The organism is Synechococcus elongatus PCC 11801, assembly GCF_003846445.2.
Taxonomy (GTDB): Bacteria; Cyanobacteriota; Cyanobacteriia; order Synechococcales; family Synechococcaceae; genus Synechococcus; species Synechococcus elongatus_A.
Genome location: NZ_CP030139.2, coordinates 910,615 through 933,052, shown reverse-complemented (window position 1 = coordinate 933,052; position 22,438 = coordinate 910,615). Strand labels below are relative to the sequence as shown.

Below are 22,438 nucleotides of genomic sequence, written 5' to 3'. Positions count from 1 at the left end.
CTAGCGCGGTTTGGTGCGCAGCGATCGCAGTTTCAGCAGCAAGACAGTACCACTCAGCAAGCCGGTGGTGAGATTGGCTGCAATGATTGGCCAGTCGCTGCGTAGCCAGCCGTAGGTCAGCCAGCAGCCCACTCCAGCCACGAATAGTGCATACATTGGCAGTGAGATAGCGCGGGTATCGCCGGTTTTGAGAATTTTGAGAACTTGTGGCAGAAAACTGATGGTCGTGCAGAAAGCAGCGATCGCGCCGATCGAGTGGGTCAGTTCATTCATGCGATCGCTCCGGTGGGCTAAACACCAGTTGCAACTGTAGCGACCAATCCTGTCGCGATCGCCGTTCGAGTTGAATTTCGCGGATAAATTCCCGAAAGAAAAAGCGCCGCTCCACCTCCGACAAATCCTGCCAGAACTGGGGAATGGCCACCGCCTGCACCAATTCCGATAGGTTGACGGGTGAGAGCTGAGCTTGGCGATCGCGCAGTTGCACCAGTTCCGTTTGAATCTGCAGCCGCCGGATCGCAGCCGTTTCCGCATCGAGGATGCCCCGCGCTTCTAAATCTGGCAGTTCAACACTCAGAATCCGCTGCAGTTCCGCTTGGCGGCTGGCGATCGTAGTTTTAGCGGGATGTTGATCGGGTTGTTCAAGGGCAGCGACTGCGATCGGTAATTGCTGGCAGATGGTTTGGATCACTGTCTGTAGGCAAGTGTCGTAGGCGATCGCACTGCAACGGGGAGTTTGATGACAAGCTGCAGGCGATCGCAGGTAGAGATATTCGCGATCGCTACGGTGGGGTTTGGTGCTGCCAACAACGAGATGCGCCTGACAGGTTTGGCATTGCACGAGTCCGGCCAGGCAACGAGGCGCACTCGCAGTTTTGGGTGGTAGCCGTCGATTGCGCCGCAGAATGCGATCGATCTGCGCGGCTTCTTCCCGCGATACCAAGGCTGGATGGGTGTCGGCCACGATCGCCCCACTGCCGTAGACCAAATCACCGCGATAGACCGGATGGCTCAGCCAACGGCGCACGGTTGTGATGGCGATCGCCCGCTGATGTTTTTGCGTTACGTAGCGAGCAGCTCCTCGCAGCGAACCGTAGATCAGGAAATGTGCAACTCCATCCCGTACCAAGGCTGCGGCTGCCCGATCAATCGCATAGCGCTCTTTGCCGCGTCGGTAGCCAAAGGGAGCCGGTCCCGGTGGCGGTAGAGCTTGCAGACGATTTTTGGCATGTCCGGCTTTGAGTCGATCGCGTTGCTGCGATCGCTGTACTTCGGCCCAGAGCGGCAGCAAGTCGAGTCCTGCAGCGGAATCGAGTGGCAGCGGCTCTTCCAGTCCAAGGATCTGCACTTGCACTGACTGCTTTTGGCAGTTCTGCAGGACGGGCAACAAGGCATCGAGGCGATCGCCCAGATCGTGGAGTTGCCGAAGCCAAAGGCGATCACCCGGCTGCAATTCAGTCAAAAGCTGTTGTAATTGCGGGCGATCGGGGGCGGGCAACAGGTCGCAAAAAACCCGATCGGGGGACTCTGGCCAAGTCTCGGGGGCGACCAGCGTTTCCCAAATCGGGTTCAAAGCGTAATAGGCGACGATCGCCACGACCGTCCGGCAGTAGGCTACTTCTTCAGCCAGCTAAACATAGCCCGCGGGTTTTTGCCCACCGACTCGATCGGATGCTCAGCTTCTAGGTAGCGCATGACGGTCATTTCAGGCCAAGGCGGATCCGAGCAGCCAACTAAACTCTGATTCAGTTAGAGACTCAACTGACATCGATCGCCCGCCCGCTCGCAACTTGCTGTTAATGCGGCAATGGTTATTGATTGTTCCGATTAGTCGTGAAAGCCACCTGCCGATTAACGTCAATGCCTTGGGTTTCGCGGATCGCACCCGTAAGGCCAGGGGTTCGAATCCCCCTTAGCTCCATCTTTCAGGAATTGAATAACTGCGAATTGCAGGCCGATCGCACCAGCGCCGAAGGTCATTCAACAGTTCCTAGCTTGTGTTGCCAAGAACTGTTGTTGGTTGGGATGCTGTTAGACAGCAAGGCCACGGCTCACCAAATTGTCTTGGGCATGTTGCCGCACTAAGCGGTTGCCATATTGGCAGAGTTGTTGCAGGGTGCTTTCGGGCTGACCGACAACCTCAAAGGATAAGTGGAAAGGCTCTCTGCGGAGCCAGCTAACTGTGTAGTTGTGCGGCGGCAGACAACATTGAACATCTACCAATAACCTCTTTCCCGTCCGCACCAACGCGGTGTTAGCTGTTATCACACCGATTATCTAGCATGTAACTGCTGAGAGATGGAATGCCCTTTTTCACTCAATCATGATTTGCATATCTATTAAAGGATCTTGATTAGCTTGATCATCAATAAATCTAACCCGAGTCGCACGAGCCGTTACTTGCTTGCCAAGCTGCAGTTCTCTTGAAATAATGATTGCCTTGTCGCGTTGTACATAGCCAATTTGTTCCCCGTCAAAGGAAACGCTAACAGCAGTGGGATCGTAAGGATTATCAGGTTCTAAATTCAGTTCCAAGACATCTCCTTCTCTTACTTTTGCTGCTACAGTCACCCGACTATCCACGTATGAAATTTCTCTTACTGGAGATTCAATTTCCTGTATCTCTTCACGCAAGCATTGCAGACTTTCATTGCCAAAAACGATTCCATTTCGAATCTTAAACATACTGGAATACTCAAAATTCGAAACACTTATCTCACTAAAAATATAGTCATTGGGTAAGTTTACAAACCATCGAACAAAGTCACTATAGTCAAGAGTTTGAAAAGGGTTTTCAGATAAGTATGCTTGGCCTATTTGTAATGCTGAGTTTCTTGAGGTGATACCGAGGCTGCTAGCCCAGCAACTAAAGATACTATTAACGCCGAACTTTACCATGGATGGAAGATGCTGCCATATAACTGGCAAATCAGTATATTCTCTTCCTAATTTGAATGCCAAAATACTTAGGAAACCATTGATTCCCCAAGGTAGCTTGTAAGTGATTCTATCTGCTAAATAGCGGCTAAAATCCTCTTCCTTATCAGGATCCCAAAGATTATTCCGCAATTCTCGAATCGGTGCACCATTTACCCAGCTTCTAATTAAAGAGAATTCATCGCCTTCAGGCCCATGGTAGTCAATAGTATGCAATAATCTCATTTCTGGTAAACTTTGGCAGGCTATAAAAGCAACCTGGATGAAGAAATCACTATTTCGAAAACGAGTATTCTCTACATATTCTACATTCTCTATATTTTCCAATTCCGATCTAATTTCTTCAAAATACTGATTTATATTTGCTTCAATAGCCTGACAGCTAGATACTCTTAAGCCAGTTGCAGCAAATACTTTCCTTAGTCCCTCATCTTCAACTTGATCAAGTATCCAAGCTGAGGCCGTCCTCATTGCGGAGGCTAAAGGAGTTTTTTCTACTTGCTTTCGATTCGCCTGTACTCCGACTAAACTAGTATCAAGAAAACTCGAAATATTAGCTTCATCCTGAGTATCTACTGCCTCTTCAGCTAGCAACGCTAGTAGGTGAGAATCGAGGTAGCCAATTAGATCATTTTGACTGATTCGCCTCTCTACTAAAGCCTGAAGTATTTTGAATAACCCACTATCTACTTCTTCAAGATTTCCTTGATTCTGGTATTCTCGAATCAGTTCCTCATCATGAGAGGTAATTTTTACAAACACAACCTGTCCTTCAGTTTCCTTTCCAGCTCTGCCTGCTCTCCCACAAATATTCCAAAAATCTCGTTTTCTCAGGCTATTCGAATAAATAACTGGTTCACCATCATTTGTAGATTCAGACCAACGTCGTTCTAGACTATGGATAATTACCGTCTTAACAGGCAAATTAACTCCTTGTCCTAAAGTATTAGTACTAACTAAAATCCTTAAGCGGTTATCTCGAAACTCCTCTTCAATTGCTTGCCTCACAGGGTCTGGTAACGGTCCATAGTGTAAGCCTACACGGTAATGGAGAGCCTGCGTTAAAGGATGACCTTCGCCTAGCCATTCAATTGCTTCATGATAGGAGGCTAAGTTTGGTTCAGCTTCATATCGAAGATCATCAGTAGGTAGTTCCTCTGAAGCCTCAAGATATTTGAGGGTTTTGACAAGATTATTTAAGACATCTCTTGCATCTCGAGTTTGCGCGCAAAAAACCAGAACTGGACCTGTTTTAGCAAGTCTTACTGCAAGCATTGCTGATGTCTGGCTCTTATTATTAATATCTGGCCAACTTTTTCTTTCTCTTCGACCTGTAGGCGTTAATTCACCCGTATAGTATTGTTTCCGCTGAATAAAACTTGGAACCCATGGTTGTCTACCTGTAGAAAGTTGAGGTAAGTTCAAATACTGAATTTCGCCATTATTTTCTGAGCGCCATTCGAACTTTCCAATTACTTGACGCGAAGGGCGCTCAGAAGGATCGATGTGCAAGGCATCCTGCTGGCTACTGCATAACCACCTCACAAAATCATCGGAATTAACTTCAGGCATAACCGCAGAAATAAAAATGAAACGGCTCTGTGGAATCTTAGCCTTAAGTCGAGTCATCAAAAACTCAAGAAGAACTCCTCTACCTAGCGTTTCTTGCTCATGCAGCTCTTCCAAAAGTGTTTTACCCTCAGGGAGATCTTCTAATGTAGAAATCCCCTCATCAATCATATGTCCTTCGTCAACAATAATAGTTCCTATTTCATTAAAGTAATCTGGTTTTGTTCTTAACAGCATATCTACCTTTTCAGGAGTAGTTACAAGAACATGGGCTTGAGTCAGCAGAAAATTCTGGAATGTATCAAATTCAAAACCGCCAACAAGTTTAGATACACGATATCCAAGTTTACTAAGCACATTTGATAAGTGGCTTTGAACTTCATTTACTAATGCTCGGTATGGAGCTATATAAAGACATCGAGTATCAGCTCCAGCAGTCAGAGATGCTAAGATAGCCAACTCTGCAATAAAGGTTTTCCCTGCACTAGTTGGCATTTGTACAACAAAGCTATCATTACTTGTGAGTAAGTGGTTTTGAATGGCTTTTAGTTGAGATACCCAAAACTCAACAATCGATTTCTCCTGGGCTAGATTTCTAAGGTAGAACCGCCAAATTGGGTCATTTAGCAAATTGCTAGCATATTCATTTATGTTAATCCATGTTGAACGCTCAGAGAATAAATCAAGGATAGCCAGAAGTTCTGAAACGATTACAGCAAAGGTGGAATCACCTGCCTTTGAGAAGTTACATTGGCTCTTTTGAAGTTTCCTTTTACACTCTTCAAAAATTTCTAGGTTGCCACTTAGACAAAACTGTGAAAAATCGCTAATCGAGCGATGAAAAAATGCATGAGCAGTCAACGCAAAAACATCATTTATTGAAAAGTCTGGATGTTTTATCTGTTGAGAAATAGTAGTCTGGAAACCATTAATTCTATCAATTGCAAGACTTGAAACTTCTTGCATTCGTCGGACTTCTCGACGCAGAAAATTAATAAAGGCTTGTCTAAAAAATCTTGTCAATTCAGAATCTATTTCTCCAGGCTGTGGGATATTTGCCTGATTCAAAAATTCAGCTTCAATGAGTCTACTAATGCAAAATGAGTTTGCTTGATATCCCGATATTTGATAACAAATAGCAGAGTTTATTAGCAAAGTTTCTCGCTCCTCTCGGTTTGCAAACTTTGCCAAAAATTCAAAAGATTGGGCGGCAGTTTTAATATTTTCTAGTAAATAATTCTTATCGTCAAAATTTTCTTTTAGCAATAGAATACTTTCTGAAAGAAGATAGTCACAATATTGCCAGATTCTCTTAAAGTCAAACGTAAACTGAGTATCTGACTGCCCTGGAAGAAATTCATGTTGAATAGCTTTTGTTCGAACTTGATATAAATTATTTCTAAAAATTGGATCTGAATTTAATTCTCTGAGGCTATTAGAGGTGTTTTTCAGAAAGGTCTGCTTATCCATTGACAATTTCTCTCACCCCTTTCCAAGCTCGTGCGTAGGACTCATCAATAATTTTTCTTAGTTCTTGAATAAGTACTACACTGACGCAGAAATTTTCTAATCGTTCATCTATTGAATGGGTATTAAGCTTATCTAAGATCTCATCACTCCAAGTTTGTTTTTCATGCACAAGAAAAAGATAGAAGTGTTTATCGTAAGCTATTTTTCCAAGCCTAATTTTTGAGAAGAAGTCTGCCTCATCAAATTTCTCCCTGCTGTAAAGCATTTTACAAAAAAATTTAAGTATTTCAGGGTCTTCTAATGCATCATCCTTGATTAAACTATCATGACCTTGAATTCCGAGATCGGCATCAAAATGACTAGATTTAGTTTTGACTTCACCATAGCAAATCAAAGGTTTAGCCAATCTTTCACAATTTTTGATAAGACAAAAATCTGTCAATTTCATTGCCCAAGAGGTTTTTTCGCGATACCTCAATTTGTAAATAGGTGACGAAAAACCTTGAAATTTTATCAAAATCAGTGATGATAAGATCTCACCAAAATTACCAAACCAAGCTAAACCTTTAAAGCCAGATGTCCTAACAGGTAAAACTTCTTCTTCGGCGTATTTCTGGAAAATTTTTTGCTCAATTTCTTCTTTAATTATAGGTAAATCTACATCCTCTAAGTCTTTAAGGAGAATCGTGCATTCATTCTTGATCATCTCAGGATCTGCATGTGCAGTCAAAAGATACTTGGCAAAATCATCAAGAATAGAGTCATCTGGATCTGCAAGGTTCGGTTGACTACTTTCTGTAATATCTTCAACTAAAAAATTGTAAGGGCAAGGCTCTCTTTTATTGATGGCAAACCAGTTGCAGAACAAATGTGGACTCCAAATAATCTAGAAGGCCCAAGCCAATATAGCTTTTCCAAATCCGTAATCGCCACACAAGCTATTACTTTTAGGACAGCTAACTATGTATTAAGCGTCAGATCCGTTAGATAACTACCGTGATGCCGAATATTATCCACCGGATCTACGGGATGACACCGTGGTTTTGGGGTGTTATCCAGCACTTTTGACGGACAATACCCCCCCAGTCGGGGTTATCCAGCATCTACCTATGTCATCACCATAACCACTGCACCTGCTTGATCAGGTGAGAGAAGCGATTCGCCTTAAACATTTCAGCCTCAAGACCAAGAAGTCGTATCTTTACTACATTCGAGATTTCATCCTGTTCTACAACAAGCGCCATCTGAGAGAGATGGGGAGCGACAAGATTCGAGCTTACCTATCTCACTTAGCGATTCAGTGTCATGTGGCCCCGTAACGCAAACCGTTGCTTTGAGCGCCTGACTGTTTCTCTATCGGCAGGTTTTACAAATAGAGTTGCCGTGTATTGTGGTGCGATCGCGGGATGGTAGCGATCGCCGTAGCGTGATTGTGCAACTGACGCCCAAAGGTATTGCGCTAGCGGATGATAGTGATGCCCGTTTTTTCGCTCAAGAAGGGGCGCTGCTCTCCGAATTTGCCACTTCCGAGGAGCTGGCGACACTCGTGCCACTGCTGAGAAGACTGCTGTTAGCAATGGATGCAACTGAGTAATTGCGGCGCTCAACAACGCAAAATCCGGCCAAGAAGCGGCGAACGACTCAGCGTTAACAACCACTCCCAAACCGGATTTTTAGAACAGACTGATAGGCGATCGCCGATTAATAGCGATCGCTTAGGCGCTTACTTTTTCAGCCAGCTAAACATAGCCCGCAGGTCTTTGCCCACCGACTCGATCGGATGCTCGGCTTCCAGACGACGGGTTGCCGTCATCACCGGCTTGCCAGCACCACACTCTTGAACGAAGTCGAGGGCGAAACGACCTTGCTGAATGTCGGCCAGCACGCGCTTCATTTCAGCCTTGGTTTCTTCCGTGATCAGGCGAGGACCGGTGACATAGTCGCCGTATTCTGCCGTGTTGGAGATGCTATCGCGCATTGCCGCCAAACCACCTTCGACGATCAAATCGACGATCAGCTTGACTTCGTGCAGACACTCGAAGTAGGCCAGCTCAGGTTGATAACCAGCTTCCACCAGTGTTTCAAAACCGGTTTTGATCAGGGCGCTCAAACCACCGCAAAGCACCGCTTGTTCGCCGAACAGGTCGGTTTCGGTTTCTTCACGGAAGCTGGTTTCCAGAATGCCGGCGCGGGTGCCACCAATGCCTTTGGCGTAAGCCATGGCGCGATCGCGAGCTTGACCGCTGGCATCTTGGTAGATCGCGAACAGGCAGGGCACACCTTGGCCTTGTTCATAGGTGCGACGCACCAAGTGGCCGGGGCTCTTCGGTGCAATCATCACCACGTCCACATCGGCGGGCGGCACGATTTGGGCGAAGTGGATGTTGAAACCGTGAGCAAAGGCGAGGACTTTCCCTGCACTCAGAGCCGGACGGATTTCGCTTTCAAAAACGCTCTTTTGGAATTCATCGGGCAGCAGGATCATGATCCAGTCTGCAGCTTGCGCGGCTTCCGCCACGGGCAGCACTTTCAGACCTTCCGCCTCGGCTTTCGCAGCCGATTTGCTGCCGGGGTACAGACCAACCACGACGTTCACACCGCTGTCGCGGAGGTTGAGGGCGTGGGCATGGCCTTGCGAGCCATAGCCAATGATGGCCACCGTTTTGCCATTCAACAAATCCAAATTGGCATCGGCGTCGTAATACATCCGGGCCATGCAGCGGCTCTCCTTGGTCTGTGCGATGAATAAGTCACAAGCCTTACATTCTACCAATAGCCTTACCCGCGAGCCATTCATGCTAGAGCTGCATACCCACACCACCTATTCCGATGGCAGTCTGTCGCCCACCGAGCTAGTCGAAGCGGCGATCGCGGCTGGGGTGACGGCACTGGCAATCACTGATCACGACACCTTGGGGGGCTGGACAGCAGCGATCGCAGCCGCAGGGAATCGCCTCGAAATCGTTCCCGGCATTGAACTCAGCACGATTCACAACGATCGCTCTTTGCATCTGCTGGGCTTTTGGCCCGATCGCGAGATTTTGGAACCGCTGCTGATTGAGCAACAGGCGGGACGCTGGCGACGGGCAGAGGCGATCGCCACCAAACTAGCGGAACTTGGAGCCCCGATCGTCCTGCCAGAATTGCAAGCTGGACAGATGCCGGGTCGGCCTCACTTTGCCCAAGCGCTCCTAAATGCGGGTCACGTCCAGAGCTGGGATGAAGCCTTCCGCCGCTTCCTCGGTGAACAAGCTCCCGCCTATGTGCCTTACGAAAAACTAGATGTCGTCGAAGGCATTCGCTGGTTGCGAGAGGCCGGTGCGGTTGTCGTCTGGGCGCATCCGTTTCTCTGGCGGGGTGGTCGCGTCGAAGAGACATTGCCGCTGTTGGTGGAAGCCGGCTTGCAAGGACTGGAGGTCATTCATCCCGGGCATAGCCCCAGCGATCGCCGGCAACTCGAGGAATGGTGCGATCGCTACCAACTGCTACCCAGCGGTGGCAGCGATTATCACGGCCCGGGCAATGGTGGTGGCCGTCATGCGGAATCCCTCAATACACAAGCGGTCCCAACCGACTGGCTGGAACCGCTGCGCAATGCTGCAGATTAAGGGATGAGCCTAAGCAGCGGTGTTGAGGGCACGGCGATCGATGACGCGATCGATCAGACCGTATTCCACCGCTTCATTGGCGGACATGAAGAAGTCGCGATCGGTGTCATCCTCAATGCGGCTGAGGGGCTGACCGGTGCGCTCGGCCAATACCTCGTTCAGATTCTGCTTGATGTAGAGGATTTCGTTGGCTTGGATTTCGATGTCCTTAGCCTGACCCTGAGCACCCCCCAAGGGTTGGTGAATCATGATCCGCGAGTGAGCCAAGCTGGTGCGCTTGCCTTTGGCACCCGCCGCCAGCAGGAATGCGCCCATACTGGCCGCCAGACCGACACAAACTGTCGAAACGTCAGGACGGATGTGGTTCATCGTGTCGAAAATGCCCAAGCCGTCGTAGACCGAGCCGCCCGGCGAGTTGATGTAGAGGTAAATGTCTTTCTCGGGATCTTCGGCTTCGAGGAACAGCAACTGCGCCACGATGCGGTTGGCGACATCAGAGGTGACAGGCTCGCCCAAGAAGATAATCCGCTCCCGCAACAGACGCGAGTAGATATCAAAGGCGCGTTCGCCCCGTCCAGATTCTTCGACGACGATGGGGATCATGAGGTTCTCGGTTGCTGCACGGTCGGTGAAGACTTCGTTATTGTAGCCAGAGGTGCCCTTCGGTCGTTGCTTGGCAAAGCTGGCGATCGCGGCTCACAATTGTTCCAGCTCCCACGCTTCAGTGCCTAACGTGACCTCTGTTCCTACCGTTTCAGATAGCAAGCGTGCCTTCTACGCTGCCTATACGCGCCCCATTAACCCCCTCTATCGGCGCGTCGTAGAGGAGCTGTTGGTGGAAATCCACCTCCTCTCGGTTAATACGAGTTTTGTCTATGACCCGCTGTTTGCCTTGGGTGTGGTCACGGCTTTCGACTCCTTTATGAGCAGCTACCGCCCAATCGAAGCAGTGGGGCCTTTGTTTACAGCACTGACCCAAGCGGTTCGCCAAAATCCCGATCAATATCGTCACGACGCCAATGCGATCGCGGAGCAAGTCAAGGGGGTTGGCAGCGACACGATTCGTCAGTGGTTGACAGATGCCGAAGCCCTCAACGGCGCACCGGATCTGGTTCGCAATGGCTTCCAATCAATCGCAGGTCGTTCGGAATTCAAATACAGCCGTCTATTTGCGATCGGGCTGTTCAGTTTGCTGGAAAGTGCTGCACCAGATTTGGTGCAAGACAACGATGCGCTGAAAGCAACGGTGACTGCGATCGCCGAGCGCTTCCATCTCCCCAGCGAAAAGCTGCTCAAGGATCTCGAGCTGTACCGCAGCAACCTCGAGAAGATGGAACAGGCGCGGATCACGATGGAAGAAGCGATCCAAGCCGATCGCCGCAAGCGGGAGCAGCGCGAGCAGGAAAAACTGGCGAAAGCCGCAGCAGCTGAAGCGCCCGCATTGGAAGCGGCAAGTGAGAATCCTGAACCTGCCGAACCGGAAACCAGTGAAACGCCGTCTTAGATCACTGAGATCCCACACGCGATCGCTGAAACTTGCTTGTCTTAAGCGATCGCGTTGAAGTCCAGTTGAACCGACCCACCCCTGTTAGCATCGCGGGGGTTGGGAGTTCAGGAAGGTCAGATGCAAGCAGGACGCTGGAGCCGAGGTGCCGCGATCGCGATCGGGCTGAGTTTAGGTTGGGCAACTCCGGCGGTGAGTCTGACGCCGTCGCAACAACAACAGTTGAAAAGCCTTGGTATTCCAGTCATTGTTCCTGGGAAGGTTCCAGCGGGCTTTCAAGTCAAAAAGATTTCTGTTGATCCCTGTCCTCCCAATGCACTACGGGAGGGGCAAGGGGTCTGTCGCTTTGGCCCCGACTACGAAATCCTCTATCACAACAGCAAAGGTAATTGCTTCACGATGGTTGCCGTTGGCGGGGGTGTTGGCGGTGTTGACCAAGCCTACGGCTACGAGGTTGACGTTCCTCTCTTTCGCGATCGCGTCATGCTTTGGTTTGGCGACCTCAACACCAACAGTCGCTACCGTGTTCCAACTGCTCAGCAGCGGCAGCAACCCCAAGCAAGTCTTCGATCGGACTGGGTTGGCAAAGGACCTTTCTACGGTGTCAGTTATGTCCAGAAAGATCCCCAATGTCGGCGCGGTATCACTCCCAGCCAAGCCGAGCAAATTCTGCGATCGCTACAGTTTTTACGCTAGGTCAGTCTCGAACTCAGCAGCACAATTCACTGATTGGTCAGCCCTCCATCAAGCGATCGAGGCCACGATACTGCGCGGCTTCTGCCAAGTGCTGACTCTGGAGCTGTTCACTACTATCCAAATCAGCGATCGTGCGAGCCACTTTAAGGATGCGAGCCGTCGATCGCCCTGACAGCCGTAACTTGGTGATGATTTTTTCTAACAGCACAGTGGTTGACTCGGTTAAAGCACACCAGTGTCGGAGGTCGGCACTCTGCATTTCGGCATTGCAGCGTAGGCGACCTTGAAAGCGGCTTTGCGCTTGCTTGCGAGCCCGTGCCACGCGATCGCGCACGATCGCTGTCGACTCTCCGAGTTGACTTCGTGCCAGATCCGTCGGAGGTAACCGCTGCACACTCACTTGCAGATCAATGCGATCGAGCAGTGGTCCCGAAAGACGATTCCAGTAGCGTTGCCGCTGATTCAGACCGCAGGTGCAGGGCTGTAGCGTATCGCCAAAATAACCACAGGGGCAGGGATTTGCACTGGCGACGAGGGTAAATCGGGCGGGAAAGGCGACTGACTGCCGCGTTCGTGAAATCATCACTTGACCGTCTTCCAACGGCTGCCGCAGGAAATCCAACACCTCCCGCTTAAACTCCGTCAGTTCGTCGAGAAACAACACACCGCGATGGGCAAGGGAAATTTCGCCAGGTCGTGGAAAAGAGCCGCCGCCTACGAGGGACGGCCCCGATGCGGAATGGTGCGGACTGCGAAACGGGCGATCGCGAATCAAGTGGCCTCGTTCTTTCAATAGGCCTGCTGATGAGTGGATGCGCGTCACTTCCAGTGCTTCTTCAAAGCTGAGGGTCGGCAGAATACCTGGCAGACGCCGCGCCAACATTGTTTTGCCGCTGCCCGGCGGCCCGATAAATAAGAGGTTGTGTCCCCCCGCCGCCGAGATTTCTAATGCCCGCCGTGCCTGCAATTGGCCCTGCACATCAGCTAAGTCGAGGCTTGAGGCTGATGACGGCTGACTGTTATCCTCCGACTCCAGCAGCGTCGCAGGGCACGGATTTCCGCGATCAGGATGGCGGAGAAACTCAGCCACTTCTGCAACGGTATTGAAGCCATAGACTGCCAATCCTTTGACCAACGTGGCCTCAGCAGCATTAGCAGCAGGCAGCACCAGTGCTTGATAGCCCAGCTGTTGAGCAGCGACCGCCACTGATAAAACACCTGCGATCGCGCGAAGACTGCCATCGAGAGCAACCTCTCCCAGTAGTAAGAAGCGATCAAGTTGCGGACTCGGCAGTTGTCCTGATGCTGCCAAGACCGCCATGGCGATCGCCAAATCAAAACTGGGACCTTCCTTGCGCAGATCGCCTGGTGCCAGATTGACCACCACTCGCTGCATGGGAAATGAGAGCCCTGCATTGCGAATCGCAGCTCGCACCCGCTCCTTCGATTCCTGAATTGCTGTATCTGGCAAACCGACGAGAACCATGCCTGGCAAGCCAGCCGAGACATCGGCTTCGACGCAGACTGGAACCGCATCTAAACCGATCAGGGCAGCACTCCAAGTCCGAGCATGCATCGTTCCGATCCCTGACGCCTACTGCTAGCATGCCGAGCCCTCATCCGCCCCCCTAAGATCACTCCAGTTCTCTTTGGAAAGTCACCAATGAGTGAAGACACGATCTTTGGCAAGATCATCCGTCGCGAGATTCCGGCTGACATTGTTTATGAAGACGAGCTGTGCCTTGCATTTCGCGATGTTGCGCCCCAAGCCCCCGTTCACATCTTGGTGATTCCCAAGCAGGCGATCGCCAATCTTGATGGAGCTAGCCCGGAACACCAGGCCCTGCTTGGTCATTTATTGCTGACTGTGAAGGCGATCGCCGCTCAAGAAGGGCTGGCTGACGGCTACCGCACTGTGATTAACACTGGCCCTGCCGGTGGGCAAACCGTCTATCACCTGCACCTGCACGTTTTAGGTGGGCGATCGCTGGCCTGGCCACCCGGCTGAGAACAATCTGAAAGTTCTTTACAAAACTCAATCTACTTGTTAGATTCTACTCACGAGGATATTAAGCCTCGTAAATAGTTCAACTAAGGACTCATCGCAAAATGACGACTGCATTGCAGCGGCGCGAGAGCGCCAGCCTGTGGCAGCAGTTCTGCGAGTGGGTGACCAGCACCGACAACCGCCTCTATGTGGGCTGGTTCGGCGTGTTGATGATCCCCACCCTGCTGACCGCCACCATCTGCTTCATCGTTGCGTTCATCGCAGCACCTCCCGTCGACATCGACGGCATCCGCGAGCCTGTTGCTGGTTCGTTGATGTATGGCAACAACATCATCTCTGGTGCTGTTGTTCCTTCCAGCAACGCAATTGGTTTGCACTTCTACCCGATCTGGGAAGCCGCTAGCCTCGACGAGTGGCTCTACAACGGTGGCCCCTACCAATTGGTAGTGTTCCACTTCCTGATCGGCGTCTTCTGCTACATGGGCCGTGAGTGGGAACTGTCGTACCGCCTCGGTATGCGTCCCTGGATCTGTGTTGCATACAGCGCACCGGTTGCAGCAGCGACTGCAGTGTTCCTGATCTACCCGATCGGCCAAGGTTCGTTCTCGGACGGCATGCCTTTGGGTATCAGCGGCACCTTCAACTTCATGTTCGTGTTCCAAGCTGAGCACAACATTTTGATGCACCCCTTCCACATGCTCGGCGTTGCTGGCGTGTTCGGTGGTTCGCTGTTCTCGGCAATGCACGGTTCGCTCGTGACCAGCTCGCTGGTGCGTGAGACGACCGAAGCTGAGAGCCAAAACTACGGCTACAAATTTGGTCAAGAAGAAGAGACCTACAACATCGTGGCAGCCCACGGTTACTTCGGTCGCTTGATCTTCCAATACGCTTCGTTCAACAACAGCCGTTCGCTGCACTTCTTCCTGGCTGCATGGCCGGTAGTGGGCATCTGGTTCACGTCCTTGGGCATCAGCACCATGGCGTTCAACCTGAACGGTTTCAACTTCAACCAGTCGATCTTGGATAGCCAAGGTCGTGTGGTGAACACCTGGGCAGACGTGCTGAACCGCGCCAACCTGGGTATGGAAGTGATGCACGAGCGCAATGCTCACAACTTCCCCCTCGACTTGGCTGCTGGCGAAGCAACCCCCGTTGCTCTGACCGCTCCTGCTATCAACGGCTAATTCCCGCTGATGCAAAGTCATTGCTCAATTGAATAGTTGAGTAGTTGTGAGAGGGCTCTGGAATCCAGAGCCCTCTCGCTTTTGGCAAGATTGCTTTGATGGCTGCGCGATCGCAGGTTGAAGTCGTTGTTTATGCTGAGATCTGGCCCATTTACATTCCTCTGTTCTGGCTATGACTGAGTTCACTCCAACTACCCTCAGCGACGAAGAGCAGCAGGAGTTATTGGGACAACTGCGCCGCAAGGAAGGTCGCTGGCTAGCTTGGGCGAGGGCTTGTCAAACGCTCTTAAAAAGTGGCCTGAGTCCGCAGGCGCTGTTTGAAGCCACAGGCTTTGAGCCGATTCAGCAGAATCAAATTACGGTGGCGATGCAGGTTTATGACTCGATCCTGCGGCAAGACCCTCCTGCCCATGTCCGCGAAACATACCAAGAACGCGGCAGTGATCTCCTTTATGAGCTGCGCGAACTCGACCAAGAGCAGCGATCGCTCACCGCACAACTTGCCCTCGAACGCAATTTGGATGCGGATCAAATCCGTGAGGTTGCCAAAGCGACGAAGGATTTTTGTCGATTGCCCAAGCAGCCTGATCACTTTGACCGCCATCCGGGGGATGCGGTTGCCTATCAATGCTGGCGGCTTGCCCAAGAGCGAACGGATCTGACCGAGCGATCGCGGTTGATTGCGCGGGGGTTGCAATTTGCTCAGTCGGCTGGGGCCCGCGCCCAAATCGAGACCTTGCTGATGGATCTCAGCGGCGTCCCCAGTCGCAAACCGCCGATGCTGCCGCTCTATCGGCTAGAAACGGAAGAGGATTTGCCCCGCTTGTTGCCTTTCGCCGGTCACTTGCCGCTTCCCAGTCCTCAAATTGAGGCGATCGCGGCGATCGAAGCAGAAGGCCCCTTTGGTTTGGTCACTAGTCCTGCTGGACAACAGTGGCTGGCCTTGCCCGGCTGGCAAGCGGTTTTGGGTGCTCAAGATCCAATCGCTTGCTTGGAAGAGATTGATCGTCTGCCCAATGCACCGGAAGGGCCAACAGAGACGGTGATCTTGGTGATCGATCGTGCTGATCGCACTTGGGACGCCGAGCACTTTTTCTTGGTTGAACAAGCAGAAGGGGCTCGGGTTCAGTGGTCGCCTGAGGCGATCGCCGCTCCCATTCTGGGACGATTGGTCCTGATTTTGCGTCCGAAGCGGGTGCTCGACGAAGCAGCGATCGCCACCCCTTGGCAGTTCGAAGAGTAAATGGCTCGCGATCCTCAACCCTGCGATCGCTGCCAGGCCGTAGTTGCCATCCGCTATCGAATTCAAAGCGAAGCACAAGGGCCGTGGCAGCTGGTTTGTCCCGATTGCCAAGCTCATCTGAGTCAGGGGAACCCTCACTACCGTTATGGCGGTACTTGGAAAGTCCGTCACCGTTAAGCAGCGACTCAGATCAACATGGCATTGGGGGGATTGCTCGTAACTACTGAGGCCATCGTGATAGTGCTCACCTAGCGTCTTTGCCACGCTAGCCACTCCTGAGAACTGACTTGCGATCGTCGATTCCGCTCTTCGAGGGTGCAAACCTGATCCGCGCTCTGTGGCTGTTGCGCTTGAGTTGCATTTGGAGCCAGTCGAGCAAGACCCAAACCTGACCCTAGTCCAATCACCAGCGCAGTGCCGGCTGTGACAACGGGACGTGACCCGTACTGGGCAAGGCGGAGCGCAAAACGGAGTTGCGTACAGACCTGTTCTTGATGACGTAGCTCCTGCTGGCCTTGCTCAACTTCAGTCCGTGTTTGTGAGAGTTTTTGAGCAAGGGTCCCATTCTGTGTGACAAGCTGCTGGAGCTGTTCGTACTCGTGCACGACGATCGCTAGTTGTGTTTGTAGTTCCAGCTCGATCGGCATGGACGGAGTTGCACGCTGCAGAATCACCACACTGCGCGGTTTACTGCCAAAACCAATCACCTTTCGCCGTGGGTTATCGCTGTTCTGCACCTCCGGACCATCCAACCCCTTCGTGCAGTATTGAACCTTCGCCGTAAACAAGACGCGATCGCCCGATTGAACTCCTGCTGCTAGCCAGCAGTCCCGCAGCTTAAACCACCAGTGATCGGGCTGAATAGGACGATTGCTATCAGCCAAATGCAAGTCCCGAATACAAATCGTCTCCTGCCACCCTTCAGCAGTAGAAAACCGACTGACTCGATCGACAACACCCGTAAAGCGATGAACTTGACCCCGTAGTGACTTTAGGGAGAGATGAGGTTTCATAAGCACCAGCAGAACCCAGAACGCCCTGATGCTAGGTTCGTCCCCAAGGCAATGCGCTTGAATTAGTGCGAATGACTAAATACGGCGCGATCGCGGGCTGAGGAGTATAGTCCTGTTGTCTACAGTGACTCAGTGCAGACAGGTCATTTAGGGAAATGCAAGCATCCTCTCCCTGCACAGAGGCAGAGATCCAGAAAGAAGAATAAGCTTTCCCTCACACACAGTCAGTGCACAACAAGGATGAGGAAAGGGGGACAAGTAGTGCTCATTACGAGGTGCTTCTCCCCCCACAGGATTGATCGATTCCGTTCCTTAATACTGCGCGCTGGACTCAGGATTGAGTTGATGCAGCCTCTAAGGAGGTGGCTGCTGCTTCTTGCCGCTCGCGATCGAGACGGCGCTTACGGGCATAAAGCTGAATGGTCGCCAGCATCGTCACGACCAAGCCCACCATTAGCCAGACTGAAGCACTGGTGGGGAACTGGTTTTTGAAAATCACCAGCATGACGATTAAGACCAGCAACAGGGTGGGCGCTTCATTGAGGGCACGCAGTTGTTGCCCGGTCCATTGGCAGGTTCCGGCTTGGAGCTTCTTAAGCAGACGCACGCAATAGTGGTGGTAGCCGAGGAGAACCGCCACGAAGGCCAGCTTGGCATGCATCCAGCCCTGTTGCAGATAGTCTGGCTGGGTAATCAGCAAGGCGATCGCCATACTGACCGTGACCAGCATTCCAGGCGTGGTGATGATGTTCAGTAAGCGCTTCTCCATGAGGCCATACTGCTCTTGCAGAATGCTCCGAGCCGGTTCTGGCTTGTCATTGGCTTCAACGTGATAGATGAACAAGCGCACGAGGTAAAACAGCCCCGCAAACCAAACCACAACACCAACGATGTGAAAAGCCTTGAACCAGTAGTAGGCCACGCGATCGGCCTCAAGAGAGCGCAACGTTTCCTAATCTAGCCGTTGATCGAGCTGCAAACGGCCTTTCAGTTACACGGCTTGACGAAACAAAGAGTCGAGGTAGACGCGGGCAGCTCGGCGATCGCTTCCTGTGTTCTGCAGCAAGAACAGAGACAGTGCCGCCGTAAAAACGCGATCTTGATCCCAATCTGGATGCCCTTCCAGATAGGCCTTGAGTGAGTCGTGCAGCTCCTCGGGAATTTCAGCAAGGATGCTGACGGTTGCGGGCATAGAGCGTCTCCAAGGCAGCGAGTGGACAGCCCAAACAACTCGGAGGCGATCGCACAGGATCGACGCCGAGGCCACAGGGGCTTAGGTCGCATCATTGTGCGGCAAGGGACCTAGGGCTTGTCAATCTCCACGAGACCCTGGGATTTTGCTGAGACTCACTTGAGAGCAAGCGCAAAGAATGCAGTCGCCTCGCTGGTTTCTTACGCCTCCATCCTCAGAAGTCACAATTTGGATCCGAGGCCGACCACTGACCTTTGTTTTCCCCAGAACCAGCCGAGTTTCTAGGACTGACGCGATCGCCCTGTGGAAAACCAGTGAGAAGAGTTGTGGAAATCTTGCCCCTAGCTGTGGAGAGATTGTGGAAGAGGACAGATAATTCACTAGTGTTACAAAATGTGAATTTTCTGAGTAAGACGACGGAGAGATTGACTGTTCTGAGGGGTTGGGCAGGCGATCGCTCCTTGAGATCAATGATTCATCTAACCTCGAATGATCCCTTTGTTAGGACATTGCATAGTTATCAGGGTGAATGCTCCTTCGGTTTTTCTATCTGGTTCTGAGGGTTTTAACGAGTTGCAGTTTAGAGCGTATTAGGCCTCTTTTTTTGTCCTGTTAAACCTGATGCCTTTCATGCTGCTCCTGTCTGTCCCTGAGGCTCAGCCGGTACAATAACGGTTTCACTTGGAGCCTTAACCGGACATGGACTACCGCGAAGCTGGTGTAGACATCGAAGCAGGGCGGGCCTTTGTCGGGGATATTCGCAGCCTCGTGGAAAGCACCCGTCGTCCTGGTGTGCTGGGAGGGCTGGGAGGCTTTGGTGGTTTTTTTGAACTGCCCAGCGGTTACCGCCAGCCTGTTCTTGTTTCAGGGACGGATGGTGTCGGCACAAAACTGAAAATTGCTCATCAAGTGGGGCGTCACGACACCATTGGCATCGATCTCGTGGCGATGTGCGTCAACGACATTCTGACGGCGGGGGCAGAACCGCTCTACTTTTTGGATTATCTGGCGACGGGACGGCTCGATCGCGAACAACTGACGGCAGTGGTGCAAGGGATTGCGGCGGGATGCCGAGAGTCGGGCTGTGCACTGCTCGGAGGCGAAACAGCTGAAATGCCAGGCTTCTACGGCGCTGGCGAGTACGACGTGGCTGGTTTTGCTGTCGGCATTGCTGAGAAGTCAGAGTTGCTCGATGGCAGCCAAGTTCAGCTGGGTGATGTGGCGATCGCTCTGGCTAGTTCTGGGGTGCACAGCAATGGCTATAGCCTCGTGCGTAAGGTCGTGGCAAACAGTGGTTTGGACTGGACAACCCCACAAGAATTCTTTGGTGGCAAAAGTCTCGGCGACGTCTTTCTCACCCCAACGCGCCTGTATGTCAAGCCAGTTCTGGCTGCAAAGGCAGCGGGTCTACCGATTCACGGCATGGCGCATATCACGGGCGGCGGTCTTCCGGAGAACCTGCCGCGTTGCCTCGGGCCAAATCAGAGCGTGGCGATCGATTTGGAAAGCTGGGAGTGGCCGACTGTCTTCCGTTGGCTGGCGAAGCAGGGCAATATTGCTGACTCGGAAATGTTTAACACGTTCAATATGGGCGTCGGCTTGGTGGTGATTGTCCCTGCCGCGGCTGAGACTCAGGTACTCAAGTTCTTCAAGACCCAAGGGCAGACAGCTTGGACCTTGGGGGAAGTGGTAGCTGGTGATGGCGCTTTGATTGGGTTGCCCTAACCGATCGCGATCACTCAATTAGAAAACCCTTCGGCTTGGACTTTGATGGGCCCATTCCAGGCAGTTTGAGAATTGACTAGCGTGCCGGCGATCGCAAGCGTTGCAGCAAGCGGTCGGCCACAGGATCTGCCACTGGAGTCACGGAGAGGCGATTGCCCGGACGCAGAATCAGTAAGTCTTCGGCAGTAAACTCAGTCCGCAACTCCGCCAGGGTTAAACCCGGCTGAAAGCGATCGCTAAAAGACAGCTTGACGGTGATCCAAGTCGGATTGTCCGGCTGCGATCGCGGGTCGTAGTAATCGCTGTTGGGGTCAAATTGGCTGGGATCAACTTGCTCAGTCGCACTGACCGTCATCAAGCCGACGATGCCCGGTGGCTTGGTGTTGGAGTGATAGAAAAAGGCGCGATCACCGACTGCCATCTGACGCAGAAAGTTGCGTGCTTGATAGTTGCGAACGCCATCCCAAAGCGTCTCGCCCTCCCGTTCGAGATCGGCGATGCCATAGACATCCGGTTCAGATTTGAGTAACCAAAAAGCCATGACCCAAGCGGAAAGACGCACAACGCTCCATAGCCTAGCGCCAGACCGGCGATCGCTCTAGCGGGGAACGCCCGAGGACTCTGGCTCAAAGTAGGTGTGATGCAAGTAAGGACAATTCACCACGGTTGCTGGCTGACCTTCGCAGTCCACCGTCAGACCGGCGCCCCCTGCTTTCGTCCGCAGATAGCCGAGGCCAATCGCGCCGGTTGCTGTGGCGATCGCACTGGTGAGAACACCGACTTTTTCGCCCTCCAGAGATAGCGGAGCCGGTAACTGGCTGGGGATAGTCGTCAGCTCTAAGCCGTAGAGACGTTGCTTGACGCCCTTATAGGTATTGAGCCGAGCGATCGTCTCTTGGCCGATGTAGCAGCCCTTGTCAAAGCTGAGGGTGTGCCAGAGGCCTGCTTCCAGCGGGTTATAGTCCTCCGTTAGCTCGCGATCGACAGCGGGCCGTCCTTGCTGGATCCGCAACAGTTCCCACTGTTCAGCAGTGGCAGGCTGGGCACCGGCGGTTTGGAGCGCCGCTTGGACTGCTGCTAATCCCCTGACAGGTACCAGCAGCAAACTGCCGGGCAACCTCAGTCCGGAGTAGTTGACCCACTGCACTGACTGACCAGCGATCGCCAGAGTTGCATGCTGGCTCTCCGTTATTTCCGGCAGAGCATCTGCCACCACTGTGTGCAATAGCGATCGCGTCCCATCCCCGACCAAGGTCAACACGGCCAGCGTGGAATCTGCATCTGAGACGGCAACTTGATCAGAGAAGAAAATGTAGCGATCGAGGCGCTGCAACAGATCCGCTTGCCGATTGGGCGAGACAAGTAGCCAAACTGCTTCTTGATCGATCAGGGCGATCGCCAGATCCAAGATGCGGGCAGTGGCCGTTACCAGCACCGTCTCGCAGACTTCTCCGGGTTGACGCTGTCGAAATGCCTGGGTGCTTTGGTTATGTAGAAAAGTGAGGCGATCGCGATCGCTGACCTGAATCACACTCCACAGCGATGGCTCAAAGAGCAGCACCGATTCCGTCACAAAGCTTGGCAGAGCGCAGCATGTTCTATCTTCAGCGATCGCTGACCGTTTCTGGCGCGCTAGCCGCGTTCACCTGCGCCAGCAATTGCTCGACAAACTGGCGCGTCTTAATTTCTAGTCGATCCCAGTCGCACTCCCCATCGGGGGTTAGAAGCACTGGATCGACTTGACCGTCGTAGTCGCCACTGGGCTGCCAAGCGGGACAGCAGAGCTGCCAGCAGAGTTCCCAAAGATCAAATTGGTGGTGGCGATCGCCTTGGTCGAGTTGCAGAGTGTAGACCGGTTGGGGGGTCGGTAAAGCAGCCAGTTCTTGCTCAAGGGCGGGCGCTTCTGCCTCTGAGGCTCGATAGAGTTGCAGCTCTAGATCTTGCCAGCGCTGCTGCTCTTGATCGCTGGTGCCCTCTGGCCACAGCAGTTGTTGATCGACTTGATGTTGCCAGTCGCTGGCTTCTAGTACCTGCCGTAGGTTGTCGATCAGGCGAATAAAGCTGGGCTGGAGAACGGCTTCGGCAGCTTGCCAAGCCTGATCACTGGCAAAGGTTGGCGGCATAGTTCAGGGGCGATCGCTGTTTCCATTGTTAGCCGTCGCGGGCGATCGCAAACGACTAACTCAGCCCCAGTGCTTGACTGGCGCGATCGCTCCCCTGCCAAGCGAACTCAAGGGGAACGGCATAATGGGATTGCAATGCTGCCCGATCGCTTGTCTCGGAATTTGC

24 protein-coding genes are annotated in these 22,438 nt (G+C 52.3%); 11 read left to right on the top strand and 13 right to left on the bottom strand.

Annotation, left to right across the window (positions count from 1 at the left end; genetic code table 11):
• Together DOP62_RS04455 and DOP62_RS04450 are read right to left on the bottom strand one after the other, a co-directional pair.
• The gene (locus tag DOP62_RS04455) at positions 1–273 is read right to left on the bottom strand and encodes a SemiSWEET transporter (RefSeq protein WP_208676709.1); all 273 of its coding nucleotides are present in this window, start codon (positions 271–273) and stop codon (positions 1–3) included.
• Positions 266–1,597 carry a recombinase family protein gene (locus tag DOP62_RS04450; protein WP_208676707.1) on the bottom strand — a complete coding sequence of 444 codons (1,332 nt, stop codon included), beginning with the start codon at positions 1,595–1,597 and terminating at the stop codon, positions 266–268. The genes DOP62_RS04455 and DOP62_RS04450 overlap by 8 nt, the downstream gene beginning before the upstream one ends.
• A gap of 263 nt (positions 1,598–1,860) precedes the next feature.
• Between DOP62_RS04450 and DOP62_RS04445 the strand changes: the two genes are divergently transcribed.
• Complete coding sequence (locus tag DOP62_RS04445) at positions 1,861–2,085, top strand: hypothetical protein (RefSeq protein ID WP_370538878.1); 225 nt, start codon at positions 1,861–1,863, stop codon at positions 2,083–2,085.
• Positions 2,086–2,313: 228 nt separating this feature from the next.
• Here the strand turns inward: DOP62_RS04445 and DOP62_RS04440 are convergent, their stop codons facing one another.
• Both DOP62_RS04440 and DOP62_RS04435 read right to left on the bottom strand, forming a co-directional pair.
• Positions 2,314–5,976, bottom strand: coding sequence for a DEAD/DEAH box helicase (locus tag DOP62_RS04440; protein ID WP_370538877.1), 3,663 nt, complete (start codon positions 5,974–5,976; stop codon positions 2,314–2,316).
• Positions 5,969–6,844 carry a hypothetical protein gene (locus DOP62_RS04435; RefSeq protein WP_208676701.1) on the bottom strand — a complete coding sequence of 292 codons (876 nt, stop codon included), beginning with the start codon at positions 6,842–6,844 and terminating at the stop codon, positions 5,969–5,971. The genes DOP62_RS04440 and DOP62_RS04435 overlap by 8 nt, the downstream gene beginning before the upstream one ends.
• 277 nt (positions 6,845–7,121) lie before the next feature.
• On the opposite strand from DOP62_RS04435, the gene DOP62_RS04430 reads away from it, so the two are divergent.
• The gene (locus tag DOP62_RS04430) at positions 7,122–7,295 is read left to right on the top strand and encodes a phage integrase N-terminal SAM-like domain-containing protein (RefSeq protein ID WP_370538876.1); all 174 of its coding nucleotides are present in this window, start codon (positions 7,122–7,124) and stop codon (positions 7,293–7,295) included.
• A 59-nt stretch (positions 7,296–7,354) separates the two neighbouring features.
• Positions 7,355–7,570 (top strand): hypothetical protein, encoded by a 216-nt coding sequence (locus DOP62_RS04425; protein WP_261790064.1) that lies wholly within the window; start codon positions 7,355–7,357, stop codon positions 7,568–7,570.
• Between the two features lie 129 nt (positions 7,571–7,699).
• On the opposite strand, the gene ilvC is transcribed toward DOP62_RS04425, so the two are convergent.
• Positions 7,700–8,692 carry a ketol-acid reductoisomerase gene (gene ilvC / locus DOP62_RS04420; RefSeq protein ID WP_208676699.1) on the bottom strand — a complete coding sequence of 331 codons (993 nt, stop codon included), beginning with the start codon at positions 8,690–8,692 and terminating at the stop codon, positions 7,700–7,702.
• A 25-nt stretch (positions 8,693–8,717) separates the two neighbouring features.
• On the opposite strand from ilvC, the gene DOP62_RS04415 reads away from it, so the two are divergent.
• Positions 8,718–9,584, top strand: coding sequence for a PHP domain-containing protein (locus DOP62_RS04415; protein WP_275937698.1), 867 nt, complete (start codon positions 8,718–8,720; stop codon positions 9,582–9,584).
• A 9-nt stretch (positions 9,585–9,593) separates the two neighbouring features.
• On the opposite strand, the gene clpP is transcribed toward DOP62_RS04415, so the two are convergent.
• Positions 9,594–10,274, bottom strand: a complete 681-nt coding sequence (gene clpP / locus DOP62_RS04410) for an ATP-dependent Clp endopeptidase proteolytic subunit ClpP (protein ID WP_261790082.1) — start codon at positions 10,272–10,274, stop codon at positions 9,594–9,596.
• Between clpP and psb29 the strand changes: the two genes are divergently transcribed.
• Both psb29 and DOP62_RS04400 read left to right on the top strand, forming a co-directional pair.
• A complete protein-coding gene (gene psb29 / locus DOP62_RS04405; protein ID WP_261790063.1) occupies positions 10,240–11,088 on the top strand; it encodes a photosystem II biogenesis protein Psp29 in 849 nt (282 codons plus the stop codon). The two genes, clpP and psb29, sit on opposite strands and share 35 nt — an antisense overlap.
• A gap of 120 nt (positions 11,089–11,208) precedes the next feature.
• The gene (locus DOP62_RS04400; RefSeq protein WP_208676693.1) at positions 11,209–11,784 is read left to right on the top strand and encodes a hypothetical protein; all 576 of its coding nucleotides are present in this window, start codon (positions 11,209–11,211) and stop codon (positions 11,782–11,784) included.
• 37 nt (positions 11,785–11,821) lie between these two features.
• Here DOP62_RS04400 and DOP62_RS04395 read toward each other — a convergent pair whose 3' ends face one another.
• Positions 11,822–13,360, bottom strand: coding sequence for a YifB family Mg chelatase-like AAA ATPase (locus DOP62_RS04395; protein WP_208676691.1), 1,539 nt, complete (start codon positions 13,358–13,360; stop codon positions 11,822–11,824).
• Positions 13,361–13,447: 87 nt separating this feature from the next.
• Between DOP62_RS04395 and DOP62_RS04390 the strand changes: the two genes are divergently transcribed.
• The 4 genes from DOP62_RS04390 to DOP62_RS04375 all read left to right on the top strand — a co-directional run bounded on the left by DOP62_RS04390 (position 13,448) and on the right by DOP62_RS04375 (position 16,396).
• Positions 13,448–13,792 carry a histidine triad nucleotide-binding protein gene (locus tag DOP62_RS04390; RefSeq protein ID WP_208676689.1) on the top strand — a complete coding sequence of 115 codons (345 nt, stop codon included), beginning with the start codon at positions 13,448–13,450 and terminating at the stop codon, positions 13,790–13,792.
• A 101-nt stretch (positions 13,793–13,893) separates the two neighbouring features.
• Positions 13,894–14,976 (top strand): photosystem II q(b) protein, encoded by a 1,083-nt coding sequence (gene psbA, locus DOP62_RS04385; RefSeq protein ID WP_338431276.1) that lies wholly within the window; start codon positions 13,894–13,896, stop codon positions 14,974–14,976.
• 172 nt (positions 14,977–15,148) lie between these two features.
• Positions 15,149–16,219 (top strand): RuBisCO accumulation factor 1, encoded by a 1,071-nt coding sequence (locus DOP62_RS04380; protein WP_208673537.1) that lies wholly within the window; start codon positions 15,149–15,151, stop codon positions 16,217–16,219.
• Complete coding sequence (locus DOP62_RS04375) at positions 16,220–16,396, top strand: hypothetical protein (protein ID WP_208673535.1); 177 nt, start codon at positions 16,220–16,222, stop codon at positions 16,394–16,396. It abuts the gene before it with no gap.
• 71 nt (positions 16,397–16,467) lie between these two features.
• Here the strand turns inward: DOP62_RS04375 and DOP62_RS04370 are convergent, their stop codons facing one another.
• The 3 genes from DOP62_RS04370 to DOP62_RS04360 form a co-directional block, all read right to left on the bottom strand.
• Entirely contained in the window at positions 16,468–17,232 is a 765-nt protein-coding gene (locus DOP62_RS04370) for a hypothetical protein (protein ID WP_370538875.1), read from the bottom strand.
• Positions 17,233–17,563: 331 nt separating this feature from the next.
• Positions 17,564–18,178, bottom strand: a complete 615-nt coding sequence (gene hemJ / locus DOP62_RS04365; RefSeq protein ID WP_338438618.1) for a protoporphyrinogen oxidase HemJ — start codon at positions 18,176–18,178, stop codon at positions 17,564–17,566.
• Between the two features lie 45 nt (positions 18,179–18,223).
• Positions 18,224–18,424, bottom strand: a complete 201-nt coding sequence (locus DOP62_RS04360; protein ID WP_011243002.1) for a DUF2811 domain-containing protein — start codon at positions 18,422–18,424, stop codon at positions 18,224–18,226.
• A 699-nt stretch (positions 18,425–19,123) separates the two neighbouring features.
• Between DOP62_RS04360 and purM the strand changes: the two genes are divergently transcribed.
• Positions 19,124–20,149 carry a phosphoribosylformylglycinamidine cyclo-ligase gene (gene purM, locus DOP62_RS04355; RefSeq protein ID WP_370538874.1) on the top strand — a complete coding sequence of 342 codons (1,026 nt, stop codon included), beginning with the start codon at positions 19,124–19,126 and terminating at the stop codon, positions 20,147–20,149.
• Between the two features lie 76 nt (positions 20,150–20,225).
• On the opposite strand, the gene DOP62_RS04350 is transcribed toward purM, so the two are convergent.
• From DOP62_RS04350 to DOP62_RS04340, 3 genes are read right to left on the bottom strand one after another with little or no spacing between them, the layout of a single operon-like run.
• Positions 20,226–20,690, bottom strand: a complete 465-nt coding sequence (locus tag DOP62_RS04350; protein WP_208673529.1) for an EVE domain-containing protein — start codon at positions 20,688–20,690, stop codon at positions 20,226–20,228.
• Between the two features lie 57 nt (positions 20,691–20,747).
• A complete protein-coding gene (gene ygfZ, locus DOP62_RS04345) occupies positions 20,748–21,722 on the bottom strand; it encodes a CAF17-like 4Fe-4S cluster assembly/insertion protein YgfZ (RefSeq protein WP_261789816.1) in 975 nt (324 codons plus the stop codon).
• 31 nt (positions 21,723–21,753) lie between these two features.
• Entirely contained in the window at positions 21,754–22,272 is a 519-nt protein-coding gene (locus DOP62_RS04340; protein WP_208673527.1) for a hypothetical protein, read from the bottom strand.
• Between the last annotated feature and the right edge of the window lie 166 nt (positions 22,273–22,438).